At 56.6% G+C, this 19,830-nt stretch carries 16 protein-coding genes; 8 read left to right on the top strand and 8 right to left on the bottom strand.

Translation table 11 applies throughout. From position 1 onward, the window contains the following. Positions 1-4: 4 nt before the first annotated feature. Positions 5-463: a Fe-S cluster assembly transcriptional regulator IscR gene (iscR, locus tag ACR0M3_RS01820; protein ID WP_209596301.1), complete on the bottom strand. Its 459-nt coding sequence runs from the start codon at positions 461-463 to the stop codon at positions 5-7. A gap of 179 nt (positions 464-642) precedes the next feature. Here iscR and ACR0M3_RS01825 point away from each other — a divergent pair, with 179 nt between their 5' ends. From ACR0M3_RS01825 to ACR0M3_RS01850, 6 genes are all read left to right on the top strand, one after another. Further along, the gene (locus tag ACR0M3_RS01825) at positions 643-1,296 is read left to right on the top strand and encodes an alpha/beta hydrolase (RefSeq protein ID WP_209503893.1); all 654 of its coding nucleotides are present in this window, start codon (positions 643-645) and stop codon (positions 1,294-1,296) included. After that, a complete protein-coding gene (locus ACR0M3_RS01830) occupies positions 1,296-1,541 on the top strand; it encodes a hypothetical protein (protein ID WP_209503892.1) in 246 nt (81 codons plus the stop codon). The genes ACR0M3_RS01825 and ACR0M3_RS01830 overlap by 1 nt, the downstream gene beginning before the upstream one ends. Next, a complete protein-coding gene (locus tag ACR0M3_RS01835) occupies positions 1,538-2,707 on the top strand; it encodes an HD domain-containing protein (RefSeq protein WP_480909451.1) in 1,170 nt (389 codons plus the stop codon). The genes ACR0M3_RS01830 and ACR0M3_RS01835 overlap by 4 nt, the downstream gene beginning before the upstream one ends. 363 nt (positions 2,708-3,070) lie before the next feature. Beyond that, a complete protein-coding gene (locus ACR0M3_RS01840) occupies positions 3,071-3,406 on the top strand; it encodes an SMR family transporter (protein WP_480909454.1) in 336 nt (111 codons plus the stop codon). Positions 3,407-3,482: 76 nt separating this feature from the next. Beyond that, the gene (gene typA / locus ACR0M3_RS01845) at positions 3,483-5,300 is read left to right on the top strand and encodes a translational GTPase TypA (protein WP_209596307.1); all 1,818 of its coding nucleotides are present in this window, start codon (positions 3,483-3,485) and stop codon (positions 5,298-5,300) included. A 301-nt stretch (positions 5,301-5,601) separates the two neighbouring features. Beyond that, positions 5,602-6,255 (top strand): hypothetical protein, encoded by a 654-nt coding sequence (locus ACR0M3_RS01850; RefSeq protein WP_480485609.1) that lies wholly within the window; start codon positions 5,602-5,604, stop codon positions 6,253-6,255. 217 nt (positions 6,256-6,472) lie between these two features. On the opposite strand, the gene ACR0M3_RS01855 is transcribed toward ACR0M3_RS01850, so the two are convergent. From ACR0M3_RS01855 to recA, 4 genes are all read right to left on the bottom strand, one after another. Beyond that, the gene (locus ACR0M3_RS01855; protein ID WP_480485607.1) at positions 6,473-7,096 is read right to left on the bottom strand and encodes a transglutaminase-like cysteine peptidase; all 624 of its coding nucleotides are present in this window, start codon (positions 7,094-7,096) and stop codon (positions 6,473-6,475) included. 372 nt (positions 7,097-7,468) lie between these two features. Further along, on the bottom strand, positions 7,469-7,756 hold the full coding sequence (locus ACR0M3_RS01860; protein ID WP_480480870.1) for a DUF1330 domain-containing protein: 288 nt from the start codon (positions 7,754-7,756) through the stop codon (positions 7,469-7,471). 1 nt (position 7,757) lies between these two features. Further along, a complete protein-coding gene (gene alaS / locus ACR0M3_RS01865; protein ID WP_480909457.1) occupies positions 7,758-10,430 on the bottom strand; it encodes an alanine--tRNA ligase in 2,673 nt (890 codons plus the stop codon). A 169-nt stretch (positions 10,431-10,599) separates the two neighbouring features. Beyond that, complete coding sequence (gene recA / locus ACR0M3_RS01870; protein ID WP_267366220.1) at positions 10,600-11,667, bottom strand: recombinase RecA; 1,068 nt, start codon at positions 11,665-11,667, stop codon at positions 10,600-10,602. A 192-nt stretch (positions 11,668-11,859) separates the two neighbouring features. On the opposite strand from recA, the gene ACR0M3_RS01875 reads away from it, so the two are divergent. Continuing rightward, positions 11,860-12,453: a sulfotransferase family protein gene (locus ACR0M3_RS01875; RefSeq protein ID WP_480909459.1), complete on the top strand. Its 594-nt coding sequence runs from the start codon at positions 11,860-11,862 to the stop codon at positions 12,451-12,453. A 4-nt stretch (positions 12,454-12,457) separates the two neighbouring features. Here the strand turns inward: ACR0M3_RS01875 and ACR0M3_RS01880 are convergent, their stop codons facing one another. The 3 genes from ACR0M3_RS01880 to guaB form a co-directional block, all read right to left on the bottom strand. Next, complete coding sequence (locus tag ACR0M3_RS01880) at positions 12,458-14,749, bottom strand: ATP-binding response regulator (protein WP_480909462.1); 2,292 nt, start codon at positions 14,747-14,749, stop codon at positions 12,458-12,460. Positions 14,750-14,857: 108 nt separating this feature from the next. After that, positions 14,858-16,015, bottom strand: a complete 1,158-nt coding sequence (locus ACR0M3_RS01885) for an RsmB/NOP family class I SAM-dependent RNA methyltransferase (RefSeq protein ID WP_480909464.1) — start codon at positions 16,013-16,015, stop codon at positions 14,858-14,860. A 93-nt stretch (positions 16,016-16,108) separates the two neighbouring features. Further along, positions 16,109-17,557 carry an IMP dehydrogenase gene (guaB, locus tag ACR0M3_RS01890; protein WP_480485596.1) on the bottom strand — a complete coding sequence of 483 codons (1,449 nt, stop codon included), beginning with the start codon at positions 17,555-17,557 and terminating at the stop codon, positions 16,109-16,111. A gap of 217 nt (positions 17,558-17,774) precedes the next feature. Between guaB and ACR0M3_RS01895 the strand changes: the two genes are divergently transcribed. Continuing rightward, a complete protein-coding gene (locus tag ACR0M3_RS01895; RefSeq protein WP_480909467.1) occupies positions 17,775-19,820 on the top strand; it encodes an ASKHA domain-containing protein in 2,046 nt (681 codons plus the stop codon). Positions 19,821-19,830 lie beyond the last annotated feature (10 nt).

Genomic DNA, 19,830 nt, shown 5'->3' on the forward strand with positions numbered 1-19,830 from the left:
CAGCTCATTCATCGACGACGGAAAACAGGCTTGGAACTGCCGGGCAAGGCGCAAGGTCGTTTCTGATCACATCCGACAGGCGCGTCTGGTGCAGGAAGACATAAACATGCGCGCTCAGGCTTTCCCACAAGCGGTTCGTCAGGGATTGCGCCCTGCTACCCGATGACGCACCGGATGCTCCGGCCCCTTTTTGCAGCGCATCAACTGTCTCATCCACAGCGGCCAGAACCTCGACCACGCGAATCTCGGACGCGGGGCGTGCAAGACGATACCCCCCTCCGGGCCCACGGACAGAAGCAACCAGTTCCGCGCGACGCAGCTTGACGAAAAGCTGCTCAAGATACGGCAGAGAAATGTCCTGCCGTTCCGAGATTTCGCCCAGGGTTACCAGCCGGTCTGTTGGCTGAAGCGCAATATCCGCCAAAGCGACCATCGCGTAACGCCCTTTGGTCGAAAGCTTCATGCCCTGCCCCCTTTTAGCCGGATCTGCGCGAAATCATTGACGCCGACGCTGCCAGTGCGTATCTCCGACTGACAGCGCGATTGCGCCAAGCAATGTAATTAGAACCGTTCTAAGGTGTCCGACGATTATAGTCAAGTATATCCGGATACCCGCACGAAAATGACAGGACCAAAGCACACATGCCCGAGGTGATTTTTCCCGGACCCGAAGGCCGCCTGGAAGGCCGCTACCACCCGCAAAAGGAAAAAGACGCACCGATCGCTATCGTGCTTCACCCGCATCCTCAGTTCGGCGGGACCATGAACAACAAGGTGGTCTATAACCTGCACTATGCCTTTTACAACATGGGCTTCACCGTGCTGCGCTTTAACTTCCGCGGAGTCGGTCGCAGCCAGGGCGAATATGATCAGGGCGTAGGCGAGCTGAGCGATGCAGCATCTGCCCTGGATTACCTGCAATCCATGAACAACAACTCGAAACACTGCTGGGTTGCGGGCTTTTCGTTTGGGGCGTGGATTGGAATGCAGTTGCTGATGCGCCGCCCCGAAATCACGGGTTTCATCAGCGTGTCACCGCCTGCCAACATGTATGACTTTTCCTTCCTTGCGCCCTGCCCGTCTTCGGGTCTGATCATCAACGGATCGGCTGACCGTGTGGCACCACCAGCGGATACCACCGCGCTGGTCAACAAGCTGCACGAGCAAAAAGGAATAACAATCACCCATAACGAGGTTGAGGGCGCGGATCATTTCTTCCAGGAACGCCACATGGACACGCTGATCACAGATGTCAGCGACTATGTGAAACGTCGGCTGACCGAGAACACCCGCTAATGTCCGACACCATCACATCGCTCGCGGCCAAACTGGCCGAAGATACGATGAAGGTCATGGACGAAACTGGCGAAGACCGGTTCTTCGTGGAGGTAGGTGAAGTGCTTGGTGCGGCGTCGCAATCACTGGAAGAGGCTTTCCTGACGGAAATCCGCGTGCGTCTGGCCGAACGCAAGGCCAGACAATTCGTGATCAAGCGCCTCGCCACGCATCGCGCGAAACTCAAGGCAATTGAAAAGCAATGACCAATCGCCTGGCTGCGCAGGTCGCATTTCTGAAACGGGCCGACAATCTGAAACTGGTCGAGCGGGCAAATGTCCTGCTTGACCAATCAAGGCCGGAAAACTCTGCTGAACACAGCTGGCACTTGGCTTTGTGGGCAATGGTCATGGCACCGCTGGCCGGGCCGGACATCTCGGTCGACCGGGTCATCCGCATGTTGCTGCTGCATGATCTGGTTGAGATCGTGACAGGTGATCACCCGATTCACCTCAACACGGATTGGGACACCGTGGCCGAGGCTGAACAGGCCGCAGCACAAGAATTGTTTGGCCTGTTGCCCGACGAACAGGCGCAGGAATTTCTTTCGCTCTGGCACGAATTCGAGGCGGACCAAACCCCGGATGCCCGGTTTGCCAAGATTCTGGATCGCTGCCAGCCGCTGTTTCAGGTCCTGTGCGCCACTGACCCGCGACACGATCATGTGGAAATTGCGCGGTCGAACCTGGCGGGCGGGCGCGCAGCTTACCTGGCCCATGCGTTTCCACTGGCCCACCAGCATGCCACAAACCTCTTGACCAAGTCCGACCCTCAGGATGACGCATTCACGAAAAGATTGGCGTTTCTCACAGAAGCGGATCAGTTGAAATCCGTTTTGCGCGCGTCACGCCTGATGGCCAGTGACCGGTTCGAAAACTCGGCGGAACATTCGTGGCATGTCATGCTCTACGCCTGGGTATTGTCGGAATACGCGCATTCGGATGTTCAAGTGGACCGAATCCTCCAGATGTTGCTTTTGCACGATGTTGTCGAAATCGACGCGGGCGACCACCCGATCCACGGACATGTCGACCACGCGGAACAAGAAGCCAAGGAACAGGCCGCCGCCAAACGACTGTTTGGCCTTTTGCCTGACTGTCAACACAGGTCATTTACTGAACTATGGCGCGAGTTTGAGGCGGCTGAAACCCCGGAAGCCAGATTTGCAAAGGCTGTTGACCGGTTTCAAACACCCATAGCAAATCTGGAAACAGGTGGCGGATCATGGGTCGAATACAAAGTAAAATTCGATCAGATTGTAACACGTGTCCGACCAGCTATTGCAGCGGGAGCACCTCAGCTGTGGGACTGGCTGCAACCGCAACTGGTTGTGCATTTTGAACATGTCGAAACACCCGATCCTCAAACATAAAAAAAGGAGCCTGAAGGCTCCTTTTTTCTTGCTTGGTTTCTAGCGGCGTTCAAAAAACACTACTACCATCAAACTGTTGAACCAAGTTGGCTGCATTCACTTCGACGGACCCCCCGTCAGCAAGCCACCCAATCGCCACTATCAGACCCGAAGCAAATATGATTGATTTCGCAAATAACGTCATCGCTCAAAACTCGTTAACAAAATGAAAAAATATGCAGCGAATATTACATTCATTCGACTGAAAAAACAGTCAGGTATACCTGACCCAAGGTAATCTTGTAGACAACATAACGGCCCGCGTATTTCACTCACACAAATCACCCTCAGGCCACCCGACGCACCCTTTTCCGAGGTATTCAAATGCCCCAAGCCTATCTGTATCTATTGCTGGCTGTGCTGGCTGAAACCATTGGCACAACGGCCTTGCAAGCCAGCCAGCAGTTTACACGGTTCTGGCCATCCGTGATCGTTGTCGTTGGGTACGCGTTTGCGTTTTACCTCATGGCACTAACGCTGAAATTCATGCCTGTCGGTATCGTTTATGCAATCTGGTCCGGTCTCGGTATATTCCTGATCGCCGTGATCGGATTCATCGTGTTCGGCCAAAGGCTGGACTGGCCTGCGATCCTGGGGTTGACGTTGATATTGTCCGGAATCCTGATTATTCACCTCTTTTCAAAGACTGCCGGGCACTGAAGGCCGGTTAGGGCTGGTATATTTTGCCGCGCCGCGTTATGCGCGCGGCAACTTCCCGTTCAAAGGCTGACCTCTCATGGACCTGCGCAATATCGCAATCATCGCTCACGTGGACCACGGCAAAACGACCCTGGTGGACGAGCTGCTCAAACAATCCGGTGCATTCCGGGAAAATCAGGCTGTCGCAGAACGCGCCATGGACAGTAACGACCTGGAGCGTGAACGCGGCATCACCATCCTGGCCAAGGCCACGTCGGTAGAATGGAAAGACACGCGCATCAATATCGTCGACACCCCTGGCCACGCCGATTTCGGTGGCGAGGTCGAGCGCATTCTCAGCATGGTCGACGGTGTTGTTCTGTTGGTGGACGCCGCAGAAGGCCCGATGCCCCAGACCAAGTTTGTAACGTCCAAGGCACTGGCGCTGGGCCTACGCCCGATCGTGGTTCTGAACAAGGTCGACAAGCCGGATGCCGAACCTGACCGCGCACTGGACGAATGCTTTGACCTGTTCGCCAATCTCGGCGCGGACGACGATCAGCTGGATTTCCCTTCAATGTACGCCTCGGGCCGTTCGGGCTGGGCGGATATGGAGTTGGACGGTCCCCGCAAAGACTTGAGCGCGCTATTCGACCTGATCGTCGATCATGTCCCTGCCCCGAAGCAGGTCGAACACAAAAATGAACCCTTCCGGATGCTGGCCACGACATTGGGCAGCGATCCCTTCATCGGTCGTATCCTGACCGGTCGTGTGGAAAGTGGCACGCTGAAGGCTGGCGACAACCTCAAGGCGCTCAGCCGCGATGGTTCGGTCATCGAAAACTTCCGCGCCACGAAAATCCTGGCGTTCCGGGGACTGGCCCAGCAGCCCATTGATGTGGCCGAAGCAGGCGACATCGTGACCATCGCTGGCATGAGCAAAGCCACCGTAGCGGATTCGCTGGTTGCCCCTCAGGTCACTGAGGCCCTGCCCGCGCAGCCCATCGATCCACCGACTATTACCGTGACCTTCGGTATTAATGATTCTCCGCTGGCAGGCCGTGACGGCAAAAAAGTTCAATCTCGCGTCATTCGTGACCGCCTGATGAAGGAAGCCGAGTCGAACGTCGCCATCCGTGTCACCGACACCCCCGGCGGTGAGGCGTTCGAGGTTGCGGGCCGCGGCGAGTTGCAAATGGGTGTTCTGATCGAGAATATGCGCCGAGAAGGCTTTGAGCTCAGCATCTCGCGCCCGCAGGTTCTGTTCCGTGAAGAAGACGGGCAGCGGCTTGAGCCTATCGAAGAAGTCACCATCGACGTGGATGACGAATATTCTGGTTCCGTTATTGAAAAGGTTACCGGCGCACGTAAGGGTGAACTGGTCGAGATGCGCCCGGCCGGTACGGGCAAGACGCGGATCATCGCCCATGTCCCGTCCCGCGGTCTGATCGGTTACCACGGCGAATTCCTGACCGACACGCGCGGTACGGGTGTACTTAACCGCGTGTTCCATGACTGGGCGCCACATAAGGGGCAGATTCCGGGCCGTCGCGCAGGCGTTCTGATCTCGATGGAGAAAGGTCAGGCTGTGGCTTATGCGCTGTGGAACCTGGAAGAACGTGGCCGTATGTTTGTTGGTCCGCAAACAGACGTATATCAGGGTATGGTGATCGGCGAACACTCGCGAGACAACGATCTGGAAGTGAACCCGCTCAAAGGCAAGAAGTTGACAAACGTGCGCGCCAGTGGATCCGACGACGCGGTCCGCCTGACGCCGCATATTCAGTTCTCACTGGAAGAGGCAATTGCCTATATCGACGATGATGAACTGGTGGAAGTTACACCAAACGCGGTGCGCCTGCGGAAGCGTTTTCTTGACCCGCACGAGCGTAAGCGGATGGCCAAATCTGCCTAGAACACCCTCAGGTTGCAAACTGACCAAACGGAAACAATGGCAATAGTGTGGCATATTTGCTTCCAATACGACAAAAGACGAAATCAGAAAAACCGGGCTCACTGCCCGGTTTTTATTTGAAAACTAACACCTTTCTCCGCATGGTTGAAAATTTCCGCCCCGGGCCTCACCAACAAGATATTGTAGGCGCCCTCGAATTATGGTCAAAACACGTCAGAAGTGTGACGTCCTTCACAAACACCGATACGGGAATGGTGCATAGAAGGACGTAGTTTAGTTATCGAGTTCCAAGGAGTTCAAAATGGGTAATAGAGCTCGCAAGTTTCCACTGTTTTTTATTGCGACAACTTTTCTGCTTTCACCTGCCGGTGAAACCTTTGCCGCTGGGACATGTACGGTTGCAACAGCACGGCAATCCGCTGCGTCCGCGCAGGTTTTGTGCGAATGCGATGCTGTGACATCCGGCATGATCCGCTACATTCAACGCCGTCATGACTTCGATCAGATTCTGGCGCGCGTCGGTGCAGAATGCGCCCCGCTGGCAGGTCTGCTAAGTGACTTCCCGACCGCATCGATCGGTGTCTCAGACCAGAGATCCGGCGACGGACCTTCCCAGGAAAATGGCACGCCCCCCAATGGTGGCGGCGGTAACCCAACCGGTGGCGAAGAACCTGGTGGTGAAGAACCCGGTGGTGAAGAGCCCGGTGGCGAAGAACCCGGTGGTGAAGAACCCGGTGGCGAAGAGCCCGGTGGAGAAGAACCCGGTGGCGAAGAGCCCGGTGGAGAAGAGCCCGGTGGCGAAGAGCCCGGTGGAGAAGAGCCCGGTGGCGAAGAGCCCGGTGGAGAAGAGCCCGGTGGTGAAGAACCTGGTGGCGAAGAGCCCGGTGGAGAAGAACCCGGTGGGGAAGAACCCGGTGGTGAAGAGCCCGGTGGTGAAGAGCACGAAGAAGACTGATAAAGACGAAACCGAATACCAGCGAACCGGCCCTAGGAACGCGGAGCATATTCGATAGAAAAAACTCTGCTGGTCGAGGCTTCGGGGCTGGAATACGTCGATACGCAAAACGTTCGGATTAATCCGTCCAAGCGTAAGGTCAAAGACTACACTCTTGGGCGCAGACCAAATCTGCGTCCAAGGGTAAGATTTTGGGTAGGTAAATATACCGCTGAGGTCAGCTGCGCCCGTAAACGCCGACCCATTGACTGGGCCGCTTCGGATCTTGCATGCGCAGGAACAAATAGCGCGTAGCTGTCCAGGGTTTGATCCGGTTTGTGAGATTGTCCAAGATCAGGTCGCCCTGCGCCGAGCGGTAGACCAGAACCGCATGAGGCGTCCGGCGTGTGTCCAGAACGGTCGCAATCAAAAGCTTACTTGGATCAACCCCGGCATGGATCAGATCCCTTTTCTTCAACAATGCAAAGTCTTCACAATCACCGCCTCTGGGTGTTGGCAAGGCCCATCGCTCACGCGTTTTGTACTGGGACTGATCCGTAACTTCCCGGGTCGACGCGTTTACGCGGCGATTCACTTGATTTACCACCGTCAGCTCTTGGTGGCTGGACAACGTGACCGAGCGTTTTGCAGTGCAAGCCCAGTTATATTGGTTGCATAGGTTGATTGCGCCTGAGGGCGGAGGCGAAGACGCAACGATAGGGATAAAGACGCCGTCGGATGCCTGCGCGACAGGTGCGGAGGCGATTACGCCGATACATACGGTGCAGATACCCACTGCGCGCGCCGCAGCCGATGCAAGAGCGGCAACACACCTCTTGGCTAAATTCGCGAATGAAATCATGCGAGTTCCCCGATCCGATGTTCTTCGAACGATTGCATGTCCAACTGCACCACATTCTGTTTCTTGAAACTATCTGTGATCAGGCGTTTCGCGCAATCTTTTGAGAACCTGCAAAGGAAACGGGGCGAAAATTCGTCCGAGAATCTGACAATTTCACGTAAGAATTTTGTTGGCGCGGCCACAATTCTGCCAGGACCCATTCGACAGAACAGGAGCATCAAAGGGTAAGTGATTGAATTAAATCAATTAAACAAAAAACAGCCCGCTGTCGCGTGCTAATCAGTATCAACCAAACATGACATAAGCCGAATCTTGCTTATTCACTGCCGGTTTTCTTGGAAATATCAGCGCCTTGGACGCAAGGCCCATATGTCACTCGGTGATTTCCACCACAACCAGTTCACGCTCACTTGCGCCGCGCGCGTGATTCAGGGCCTGCTGGTACTCATCCGAGTTATAGCATTCAACCGCAGCCTCCAGCGTTGGGAAGCGCGCCACTACGTTTCGTGGACGTTCCTTACCTTCCAGCTGAACGTACCGTGCAGCACGGGCGATAAACTCGCCCCCGTGCTTGGCGATGGCCGGTCCGGCCAGTTCCGCGTATTTGCCGTAAGCCTCAGTGTTCGTCACCGTGACATGCGCAATCCAAAGAGCAGCCATATTAACCTCCCAAAACCTGTTGTGCGGCCTTGATTGCCGCATCTGCATTTGATGCATCCTTGCCGCCGCCCTGGGCCATATCAGGACGACCGCCGCCGCCTTTTCCGCCCAACTCGATTACCGCAGCTTTGACAAGATCCACCGCCGAAATCCGTCCGATCAGGTCTTCTGTCACACCAGCCGCAACGGCCGCCTTGCCGCCCGTATCCGCAATCAGCAACACCGCACCCGATCCAAGGCGGCTTTTGTGTTCGTCGATCAACGCGGGAAGGTCCTTGCCTGAAACACCGCTGAGCGCTTGTGCCAGGAATTTCACACCGTTTACATCCCGCGCCTCGGCACCACCGCCCTGACCGGCCCCGCCAGCCATAGCCAGATCCCGGCGCAACTGAGCCACTTCGTTCTGCAAGGCCTTGCGTTCGTCCAGAAGGCTTTTCACGCGCGCCACCACGTCGTCCGGTTGCGCCTTCAGTTCTGATGCGACCTGAGCCAGACGTTGATCCTGTGCCGAAAGATAGCGGAAGGCCTCATCCCCGGTCAGCGCTTCGATCCGGCGCACACCTGCACTGCTGGCGCTGTCACCCAACACAACAAAGGTGCCGATATCACCTGTCTGGCGCACATGTGTGCCGCCACAGAGTTCTATCGACCACGTATCGCCGTCATGGCCTTTGCCTGTTGGTGCCTTGCCCATGGAGACGACACGAACCTCGTCACCATATTTCTCGCCGAACAAGGCCTGCGCGCCCAATGCGCGCGCGTCGTCAGGTGTCATGACCCGGGTTTCAACGATCGAATTCTGGCGGATGAAATCGTTCACCTCACGTTCGACTTTTTGAATTTCCTCCAGGCTCAGCGCTTTGGAATGACTGAAGTCAAACCGCAAACGATCCGCCGCGTTCAGCGAGCCGCGCTGCGCCACGTGATCACCCAGCGTTTCGCGCAACGCTTCATGCAGCAGGTGCGTGGCCGAATGGTTGGCGCGAATGGCGGAACGGCGGGCGTGATCAACTTCAAGCTCTACCGCGTCGCCCTTGCAAATGACTCCGCTTTGAACCGCCACCTTATGAGCATAGACCTTGCCGTCGGCAAACTTCCTCGTGTCCTCCACGCGGCTCAGGTGATCGCGATCCTCCAGCCGACGCAACGCGCCAGTATCACCGACCTGACCACCGGCCTCTCCATAGAACGGGGTCTGGTTCACGACGACCCAACCGCTGCTGCCCGCGTCGATCTTGTCGACCAGCGAACCATCAACAACGAGGGCGGCAACCTGCGCTTCGGCTTTCTCAGTATCGTAGCCCAGGAAATCCGTCGCACCGGCTGCATCCAGAACATCGAACCATACGACCTGATCCGCTGCTTCACCTGACCCGGCCCATGCGGCACGTGCCTTGGCCTTTTGTTCGGCCATCGCGGTATCAAAACCGTCCGTGTCAACGCTCAGGCCCTTTTCACGCAGCGCATCCTGCGTAAGATCCAGTGGGAAGCCATACGTGTCGTAAAGCTTAAAGGCCGCTTCACCTGACAGGGGTGCCCCCTCAGAAAGCCCTGAAACCTCATCATCCAGCAACTTCAGACCACGGTCCAGCGTCTGCTTGAACCGGGTTTCTTCCAGCAACAGCGTCTCTTCGATAAGCGGTTGCGCCTGTTTCAGTTCAGAATAATGTCCGCCCATCTGCTGCACCAGCGTAGGCACCAGGCGATGCATGACAGGATCCTTGGCGCCCAGCAGGTGCGCATGGCGCATGGCGCGGCGCATGATCCGGCGCAGAACATATCCCCGGCCGTCATTGCTGGGCATCACACCGTCTGCAATCAGGAACGAGGTCGACCGCAGGTGATCCGCGATCACCCTGTGATGCACGTTCTGGTCGCCATACGGGTCGACACCGGTCGCATCTGCCGAAGCCTCGATCAAGGTTTTGAACAAGTCGGTGTCGTAATTGTCATGGCTGCCCTGCAACAGCGCCCCAATCCGTTCAAGCCCCATACCTGTGTCGATGGACTGCATGTCAAGCTCGACCATCGAGCCATCTTCGAACTGCTCGTTTTGCATGAAAACGACGTTCCAGATTTCGATGAACCGGTCGCCATCTTCCTCGGGTGATCCCGGAGGGCCGCCCCAGATGTGATCGCCGTGATCATAGAAGATCTCGGTACACGGGCCGCAAGGTCCGGTCGGACCCATCTGCCAGAAATTGTCATTGGTGGCGATGCGAATGATCCGGTCCTCGGGCACACCGACCTTTTTCCAGATTTCAAAGGCTTCATCATCGGTATGATAGACAGTGGTCAACAGGCGGGTTTTGTCGATACCGAATTCTCTGGTGATCAGTTCCCAGGCAAAAGGGATCGCTTCATGTTTGAAGTAATCCCCGAATGAAAAGTTTCCCAGCATCTCAAAAAACGTATGGTGACGCGCCGTATAGCCAACATTGTCAAGATCGTTGTGCTTGCCACCCGCACGCACACATTTCTGCGCCGTGGTGGCGCGTTTGTAATCGCGGGTTTCCAGACCGGTAAACAGGTTCTTGAACTGCACCATGCCTGAGTTCACGAACATCAGTGTCGGGTCATTGCGCGGCACCAGCGGGCTGGACGCGACGATCTCATGCCCTTGTTTTTCAAAGTAGTTCAGAAAAGTCGATCGGATGTCGTTCAGGGTTGGCATAGGGCTCTCTCGGCGCACATATATCTTGGTCTCCGTTGGTTTAGCCCCGTGTCAGGTGAGTGTCCACAGCAGAGGCACACAGGAACGAAACAAGGCGACCCGATCAAGCCGCCTTGTTTCAAGTGTTACAGTCTTTGCGCAGATGTCAGGGGTTACCCACCTCAGGACATCAGGCCTCCAGAATATCGTCATCCTCGGCAACGCCTGGCGACATATCGAATTCCAGCCCATGCGCCGCGCGGATCTTGTCTTCGATGTCCAGCGCCACCCGGCTGTTTTCCCGCAGGTATTGTTTGGCGTTCTCACGCCCCTGCCCGATCCGCTCATCACCATAGCTGAACCAGGACCCGGACTTTTCGACAACACCAGCTTTAACACCCAAATCCAGCAATTCGCCCATCTTCGAGATGCCTTCGCCATACATGATATCGAACTCGACCTGCTTGAACGGCGGTGCGACCTTGTTCTTCACAACTTTGACGCGGGTCTGGTTCCCGACCACTTCATCCCGGTCCTTGATCGCGCCAATCCGGCGGATATCCAGCCGAACCGAGCTGTAGAATTTCAGCGCATTGCCACCGGTTGTGGTTTCCGGGCTGCCGAACATCACGCCGATCTTCATCCGGATCTGGTTGATGAAGATGACCATGCAGTTCGAACGGCTGATCGAGCCTGTCAGTTTGCGCATTGCCTGGCTCATCAGCCGGGCCTGAACACCCACGCTGCTGTCTCCCATGTCCCCTTCGAGTTCCGATTTCGGCGTCAGGGCAGCGACCGAGTCGACAACAACCATATTGACTGCGCCCGAGCGTACCAGAGTATCTGTGATTTCAAGCGCCTGCTCACCGGTGTCAGGCTGGGAGATCAAAAGCTCATCCAGATCAACGCCCAGCTTGCGGGCATATTGCGGGTCCAGAGCGTGTTCCGCATCTACGAACGCGCAAACTCCGCCGCGCTTTTGCTGCTCAGCAATGCAATGAAGGGTCAAAGTGGTTTTACCCGAGCTCTCAGGCCCGTAAATCTCAACGATACGCCCCATCGGCAGCCCGCCGATACCCAGCGCGATATCCAGACCCAGCGACCCGGTCGAGCTCGCCTCGATATCCTGCCGGGCATCTTCTCCCAGCTTCATGATCGACCCCTTGCCGAACTGCCGTTCGATCTGGGCCAGCGCACTGTCGAGCGCCTTTTGCTTGTCTGCGTTTTTCTTGTCGCTCATTGTCAGAAGATCCGCCATTGTCCTGTCGCCTTCCCTTTTGTCACACCCTTAATCGGGCGGCAATCGCTGCTTTGTTCGCCTCTTGTTCCTTATGAGATCAAAAAGAGAACATTTCAACTAAAACTTACAGAAATCAGTCTTCTGCAATTGTGTTAAAGAGTCGTTTACGACAATCTGCATAAGAAGCATGGCAACCTTGGGAACCGATAAATGCTTGTTTTTTATAAAGAACGACTTGCTTTTCTTTCAGTCCCCAAGACCGGAAGCACGGCTTATCACACGGCGTTGCGTGACCGGGCCGATCTCATCGTGACACATCCACCTGAGCTGAAACACGCCCCGGTGCGTCGGTATGACCGGTTTTTCCAGACCATGTTTCGAAAACTGTTTGATACCGAGATGGAAATTATGGTCGTTGTGCGCGAGCCGTTGGATTGGCTGGGCAGCTGGTACCGGTTTCGCAGTCGTGAAGACTTGATAGGTCAACCGCGCTCGACACGTGACATGAGTTTTGACGCATTCGTTCAAGCCTATTTGCTGGACACACGTCCCGAGTTCGCAAATGTCGGCAGCCAGGCGCAATTCTTCCGTACCCGCAACGACAGTGCTGGCGCTCGTCATATCTTCAAATACGAACATCAGGACAAGGTGTTGGACTTTCTGCAAACACGTCTGGACATGCAGATCGACCTGAAGCGCGAAAACGTATCGCCTCCGGGAGATTTGCATCTGTCACCTGCTACCGAACAGAAGTTTCGAAATGCCTGCCCGGAAGAATTTGCGCTGCACAAAGCCGCATTGTGATCCATCAGTTGAGTTGTTGAAACACGGCCTCTGTCAGTTGGGTGAGGGAAAACGGTTTGGGCAGAAAGGTTGAGTTGGCAATATCCGGACCGGTATCGCCGAAAACGCCTTCGGTATACCCGGACACGAAAATCACACGCGCATCCGGGCGCGTCTCCATGGCCTTGCGCACCCAAGTGGGCCCGTCCATTCCTGGCATGACAACATCTGTGACGAATACATCAACACTTAACGCGGAATCTTCAAGCAGTCGAAGCGCCTCTTCCGCCGAGTCCGCCTCGAGCACGGTGTAACCTTTCAGCCGCAGGGCGCGGGTCGCAAAGGCGCGAACAGGCGCCTCATCCTCGACCAGCAGCACCACGCCTTCGCCCTGCCTGGCGCTCTGGGCTTCGGGCTGGACTGGCGATTCAGTTTCGACCTCGGACGTCGTCGCGCAAACCGGAAGAAAGACAGTGAACTCGGTGCCCCGTCCAATTGCGCTGTCGACAAAGATAAACCCACCGGTTTGCTTTACGATCCCGTAGGCCGTTGACAACCCCAACCCGGTGCCCTCACCAGTTCGTTTCGTGGTGTAGAAGGGTTCGAAAATCTTCTGCAGCTTATCTGCTGGGATACCAACACCGCCATCCACAACCTTGACTGTCACATAGTCGCCCGGTTGTACGGTTGCCCTGTCCCGCATGAGAGGCTGCAAAAGTGTCAACACACTGGTTTCAATGCGAATTTCACCACCGTCCGGCATGGCATCTCGTGCGTTAACGACAAGATTCATCAGCACCTGCTCAAGTTGACGCTTGTCCGCCCGCACGGGTTTGAGCACCGGATCGTGGCTCAGCGTCAATTGCACCTTCTCGCCAACCAAACGGTTCAGCAGGTGAATAAGGTCCGAGATCGTGTCACGCAGATCCAACACTTCGGGCCTGAGGGTCTGTTTTCGCGAAAACGCCAGAAGCTGACTGACCAACGCGGCGGCCCGATTGGCATTCTGATTGATCTGCACCAAATCCCCGTAATCCGGGTCATTCTGGTCATGGCGCAACAGCAGCAGATCGCAGTGACCGGAAATGGCCGTCAGCAGGTTGTTGAAATCATGTGCAACACCTCCGGCCAATTGCCCTACGGCCTGCATCTTCTGGCCCTGAACGAATTGAGCTTCCAGAGTCTTCAGTTCAGTCGCATCGTTCAGAACCGCGATCAGGCATATCTTTCCGTCGACAAACACACGGCTCAGGGTGACTTGAACAAAGATTTCCTTGTCGTCCCTAATGAACTGCAAAAACTCTGATCGCTGCGTTTCTTCATGCGCCTCGGTTCGTTTCAACCAATCCAGCACAGGGCCACCCATGCCCCGCATGATGTCGCTGATGTTACTGCCTTCAAGCTGCTTCTTTCCCAACAGTTTCGCCGCCAGCCGATTACTGTCCAGAATGATGCCGTCCTCGGAAAGTCTGAGGATTGGAACCGGAAGGTCAGAGAAGGACATGACCGCATCCTGTACGGGCATCTGCGTAATCGGTAACAAACAAAGGCTTCGTTCCGACCCGGATTGAGAAAATTCGGACACGGCTGCCAGAACATGACCATCGCGGGTCCTGACTGCGTTGACAGCCCCGGTCCGCGGTTCGGCTTCGCTGAAAATATCCCGCGCCCTGGCAGGGTGCGCACCAAATAAACGCTCGGCCGTGGCATTGACACGCAATACGTCACCTGCGCGTCCAAGGGTTACGACCGGCAAGCCAAGGGTTTGCCAGCTATCCTGTTGAACACAGCTAAAGTTCCAGTAGAACAGTCCCGGCCGCAATCGGTGCACGGAAACCGAAATAGTCCGATCGCCACCGGGAAACTCGCTCTGGGCGCTTCCTGTGGATTGCGCCCGCGATTGTAGGCTCAACAAGATCGCCGAAGGGTTAGCAAACCTGGAGCGCAAACAGCGGGCAAGGTTTTCGCCTCGTATGGCCCCCAGCTTTTTGTCCGCCAGGACGTTCGCGGCCAATATATCACCATACCCGTTTGAGATCACAACCGGAGCATCCTCGCGTTCTGCGAAAGCGACAAAAAGGGCTGATGTCTGTTGCAAATGCCTGTTTGCAATCGCCCCCTTGATCCCAAACAAAAGCGCCACAACCAGCAGTGAAATGCCTGTTGCCAGCAAACCCTTTGTCCAATCCGACGGCAGAAACCCAACCGCAGGTGCCAGGCTAATCAACAGCGCCACAAACACCAACGACCCGATCCGAAACACCGATGGAGTATTGGCGGCTGAAGGGGCTGGAACAAATTCAGTGATGTCAGGCATAAACGGCTCGGGCACAGGTTTTGCGGTAATAACAGGTAGAATTGGTTAACACTCGCCTAACGGCGCTAAAAAACAAATCAGCTACCCAGGGTTGTATTTACCGAAAGATCAGCGCGTCAAGTGTGACGTAAAGAACCCGTCGGACCCGCGCGTTACCTGCCACGCCTGCCGGAAGGTTTCACGCCAGCCCGCATGTTTTGTCAGAAACCTGTCGACAACCGCATCGTTCTCGTCGGCAAGAACCGAACATGTTGCATATGCCAGCACTCCACCTGCTTGGACCAACGGCGTGATTTGTGCAAGAATGTCAGCTTGGATGACCGTGAGATCTTGCAAACGGTCTTCAGTCAATGCCCATTTACCTGCCGGTGCGCGCCGCCACGAACCGCTGCCAGAACACGGGGCGTCGGCCAAAATGACGTCAAAAGGCCCGTGACCAGCAAGTTCCGCGCTGTTCAGGATGGTTATTCTGGCCCCGGCCCGTTCTGCCCGCGCTGGAATATCCTTCATTCGGCGCGCGTTCACATCATGAGCGTAAACCTCGACACCCTTGTTCGCAGCAATCGCAAGCGACTTGCCACCGCCCCCAGCGCAATAGTCCAAAACGCGCATTCCAGGGCGCAGATCCAAGGAAGCAACAACCGCCTGACTTGCCGCATCCTGAAGCTCGACCAAGCCCTGAGCGTATGCCTGGCTTTGCGCAATCCGACGCGCGCCCTCTGTCACCTCCAGAGCGGTTTCACATATCGGCGTTGGACGGGCTGAAATACCGTCGGTCGCCAAAGCATCAATCGCCCGGGTTGCATCCGTTTTCAACAAGTTGACCCGCAGAAAAACCGGAGCGCGTTCCTGCAATGCCAGTGCGCAAGGAACGGCGGCATCATTCAAGGATGAGACGAGCTTTGGCCACAGCCATTCGGGAAAATCATATCTCTCGGCTTCGGATGCAAAATCCCTTGATACTTCGTCATTTTGAAGGGCTTCGGGCGCGTGGCGGTCGCCGGTAAACAACTCAACCGGATCTTCACCCGATGCGCGAATGGCGCCGATCATCAGGCCGCGACCAGCTCCGGAACCACCCAACGCAGCAAATGAGCGTTTGCACCGCAAAGCGTCAAACACATGATCGCGAATAGCTGCCCGATCCTTGGAGCCCGCAAACCTGCTGCGCCGCGCCCAGCCGGTCAGCGCCTTTTCAACCGGGGCCCCGGCGAGAATTTCATCCAGAATTTCAATCGAGGCCTGAACGCGGGCAGCAGGTGTCATCACGGATTACCTTGGCTGAAAAAGGCCGTGACAGGCCAATCCAAAATCACTACGGCACCCCGTGCTAGGGTGCCGAATGTCATGCGCAACGGCTTACATCACCCGGTAGTTCGGGCTTTCACGTGTGATCTGAACATCGTGTACGTGGCTCTCTTTCAGACCTGCGCCCGTGATCTTCACGAATTGGCAGTTTCTGCGCATCTCTTCGACAGTCGCGCAGCCGGTGTATCCCATCGCAGCGCGCAAACCACCAACAAGCTGGTGGATCACTGCACTGGCTGATCCTTTGTAAGGAACCTGCCCTTCGATCCCTTCGGGTACCAGCTTGTCATTTGCCGCGTCCTTCTGGAAATACCGATCCGCCGATCCGCGCGCCATCGCACCAAGACTGCCCATACCGCGATAGGATTTGAACGACCGGCCCTGATACAGAATGACCTCACCCGGGCTTTCGTCTGTGCCCGCGATCATCGAACCCACCATGGCGCACGACGCACCGGCGGCAATCGCCTTGGCAAAATCGCCCGAAAACTTGATGCCACCATCCGCAATGACCGGAACATCCCCCGCCGCGGCGGCACAATCACTGATCGCGGTCAACTGAGGGACACCAACGCCCGCCACCATGCGTGTTGTACAGATCGAACCGGGGCCAATACCCACCTTGATGGCGTCAGCACCTGCGTCGATCAGCGCCTTGGTCGCCTCGCCTGTAGCAACGTTTCCGGCAATGATCTGAACCTCGTTCGACAGGGTTTTGACCCGTCTCACCGCATCCAGCACGCCCTGAGAGTGACCATGCGCCGTATCGACGACAATGATATCAACGCCCGAAGCCACCAGCTGCTCGGACCGCTCAAAACCCGCGTCTCCAACCGAAGTCGCGGCAGCCACTCGCAGGCGGCCAAGCCGGTCTTTGCACGCTGTTGGGTTCAGAACAGCCTGTTCGGTGTCTTTCAACGTTAGCAGACCTGTAAGTTTTCCCGTGCCATCGACCACAAGCAATTTTTCGATACGACGGGCCCGCATCAGGCTTTTAGCCTCTTCCAGATCGGCGGGTTCTTTCAGCATTGCCAGGTTTTCCGAGGTCATCATCGCCTTGATCGGAGTGTTGTCGGAATTGGCAAAGCGCATATCCCTGTTGGTCACGATACCAACAACGCGGCCATCCGCGTCAACTACCGGGAAACCGGTAAAATTATAGCGCTCGACCAGAGCCTTCGCATCGGCCAGGGTTTGGTCCGCGCGCAAGGTAACAGGGTTGTAGACAATGCCCGACTCGAACCGTTTGACGCGGCGAACTTCGCGAGACTGCTCTTCTACGGAAAGGTTCTTGTGGATGACCCCGATACCGCCTGCCTGTGCCATGGCAATGGCCATGCGCGCCTCGGTCACCGTGTCCATGGCCGAGCTCAGCAGCGGGATGTTCATGGTAATCTCACGCGTGACACGCGTGGTGGTGTCCGCTGTTGCCGGCAGCACTGAAGATGCGGCCGGAACCAGAAGAACGTCGTCAAAGGTGAGTGCCTCACGAATCTGCATCTGAATACCCCATGCAAAAGCCCGTTTGGCGGTGACCCTATTGCATGGATTGAACCAAAGGAAAAGCCCTTGGGGGCAACTCTGTGGCTCCAGTTGCCTATACAGCCGAAGAAAACGACGCATGCCGCGCAAATCGTGCCGCTGATAGCCCTTTCCCTTTGCGCTCAAACCCATATCTTGCCGGGAAAACGCGCGAACACAAAAAGGCATGTCACTCATGACCACCGACCCACTTGTCGTCTTTACCCCGTCCGGCAAACGCGGGCATTTTCCTGTCGGAACGCCCATTCTGACCGCAGCCCGCCAATTGGGAGTGGATCTGGATTCGGTTTGCGGGGGCCGTGGTATCTGTTCAAAGTGTCAGATCACCCCAAGCTATGGCGAGTTTCCCAAGCACGGCGTCACGGTGGCCAAGGATGCGCTGAGCGAATGGAACGCTGTCGAGCAACGATACGACGACAAGCGCGGTCTGAAACCCGGTCGTCGACTGGGCTGTCAGGCTTCGGTTCAGGGCGATGTCGTGATCGACGTACCGCCAGAAAGCCAGGTACATCGTCAGGTCGTTCGCAAGGCCGCCACGGCACGCGCCATCACCATGGATTCGGCAACGCGTCTGTATTTCGTGGTGGTGGAAGAGCCCGACATGCATTCGCCAACCGGCGATCTGGAGCGCCTTGAACGTGCGCTGCGCGAGCAATGGAAAATTGACGCGGCCACGGCGGACCTATCGCTTCTGTCCAAGCTGCAGCCGGTTCTGCGCAAAGGCAAATGGGAAGTCACTGTGGCAGTTCACAAAGGCCACAAGGACAGCGTCGCACGCATTGTCGAAATCTGGCCCGGCCTGCACGAAGGCGGGATGTATGGGCTGGCCATCGACCTCGGCTCAACTACGATTGCGGCTCATCTGACCGACCTGGAAACCGGCGAAGTCAAAGCGTCATCGGGTCTGATGAACCCGCAAATCCGCTTTGGCGAAGACCTGATGAGCCGTGTTTCATATTCCATGATGAACCCCGGCGGGGATCGGGAAATGACAAAAGCCGTGCGCGAGGCGATCAATGATCTGACCACCTCAATCGCCGAAGAAGCTGGCATTGACACCGCGCTGATCGTTGAAACGGTGTTTGTCTGCAACCCGGTCATGCACCATCTGCTGCTGGGTCTGGATCCCGTCGAGCTGGGTCAGGCGCCCTTTGCCCTGGCCACGTCCGAGTCGATGTCCCTGCCCGCACGCGAGATGGAACTGACCACCATGAACCCCCGCGCGCAGGTCTACATCCTGCCTTGCATCGCGGGCCATGTAGGCGCGGATTGTGCGGCGGTTGCCCTGTCCGAAGAACCCGGCAAATCCGAGGATTTGGTTCTGATCGTCGATGTGGGCACCAATGCCGAAATCCTGCTGGGCAACACCAGCCGCGTTCTGGCCTGTTCCTCACCTACCGGGCCTGCGTTTGAAGGCGCTCAGATCAGTTCTGGCCAGCGCGCTGCACCCGGTGCGATCGAGCGGATCGAAATAGATCCCCTTACCAAGGAACCCCGCTTTCGCATCATCGGGTCCGAGAAATGGTCGGACGAAGACGGCTTTGACCTTGATGTCGCCACCACTGGTATCACCGGCATCTGCGGCTCGGGCATTATCGAAGCTGTGGCCGAGATGCGTATGGCCGGTCTTCTGGACGAAAGCGGCCTGATCGGATCGGCCGAGCAGACTGGAACGGCCCGCTGCATTCCTGAAGGCCGCACACATGCTTACCTGATTCACGATGCCAGCGCCGAAGGTGGCCCCCGCATCACCGTCACGCAGGGCGACATCCGCGCCATCCAGCTGGCAAAATCCGCGCTATATGCCGGTGCGCGTCTGCTGATGGACGAGATGGAAGTTGACAAGGTGGATCGTGTGGTTCTGGCCGGTGCCTTTGGCGCTCATATCTCGACCAAACACGCCATGGTTCTGGGCATGATCCCTGATGCACCGCTGGACAAGGTCACCAGCGCGGGTAATGCCGCTGGTACAGGCGCGCGGATTGCGCTGTGCAATATCGGATCACGCGCTGAAATCGAACGCGTCGTGCGCGAGATCACCAAGATCGAAACCGCAATTGAGCCGAAGTTCCAGGATCATTTCGTGGCCGCCAACGCGATCCCGCACAAAACCGATCCATTCCCGGAACTGGCGCAGGTTGTCACGCTGCCCAATCCAAGCTTCAACACGGGCGGAGAAAGCGAAACAGGCGGTGGACGCCGTCGCAGACGTCGCGGTTAAACCAGCATTG

It is taken from the genome of Ruegeria sp. O5 (assembly GCF_056535105.1).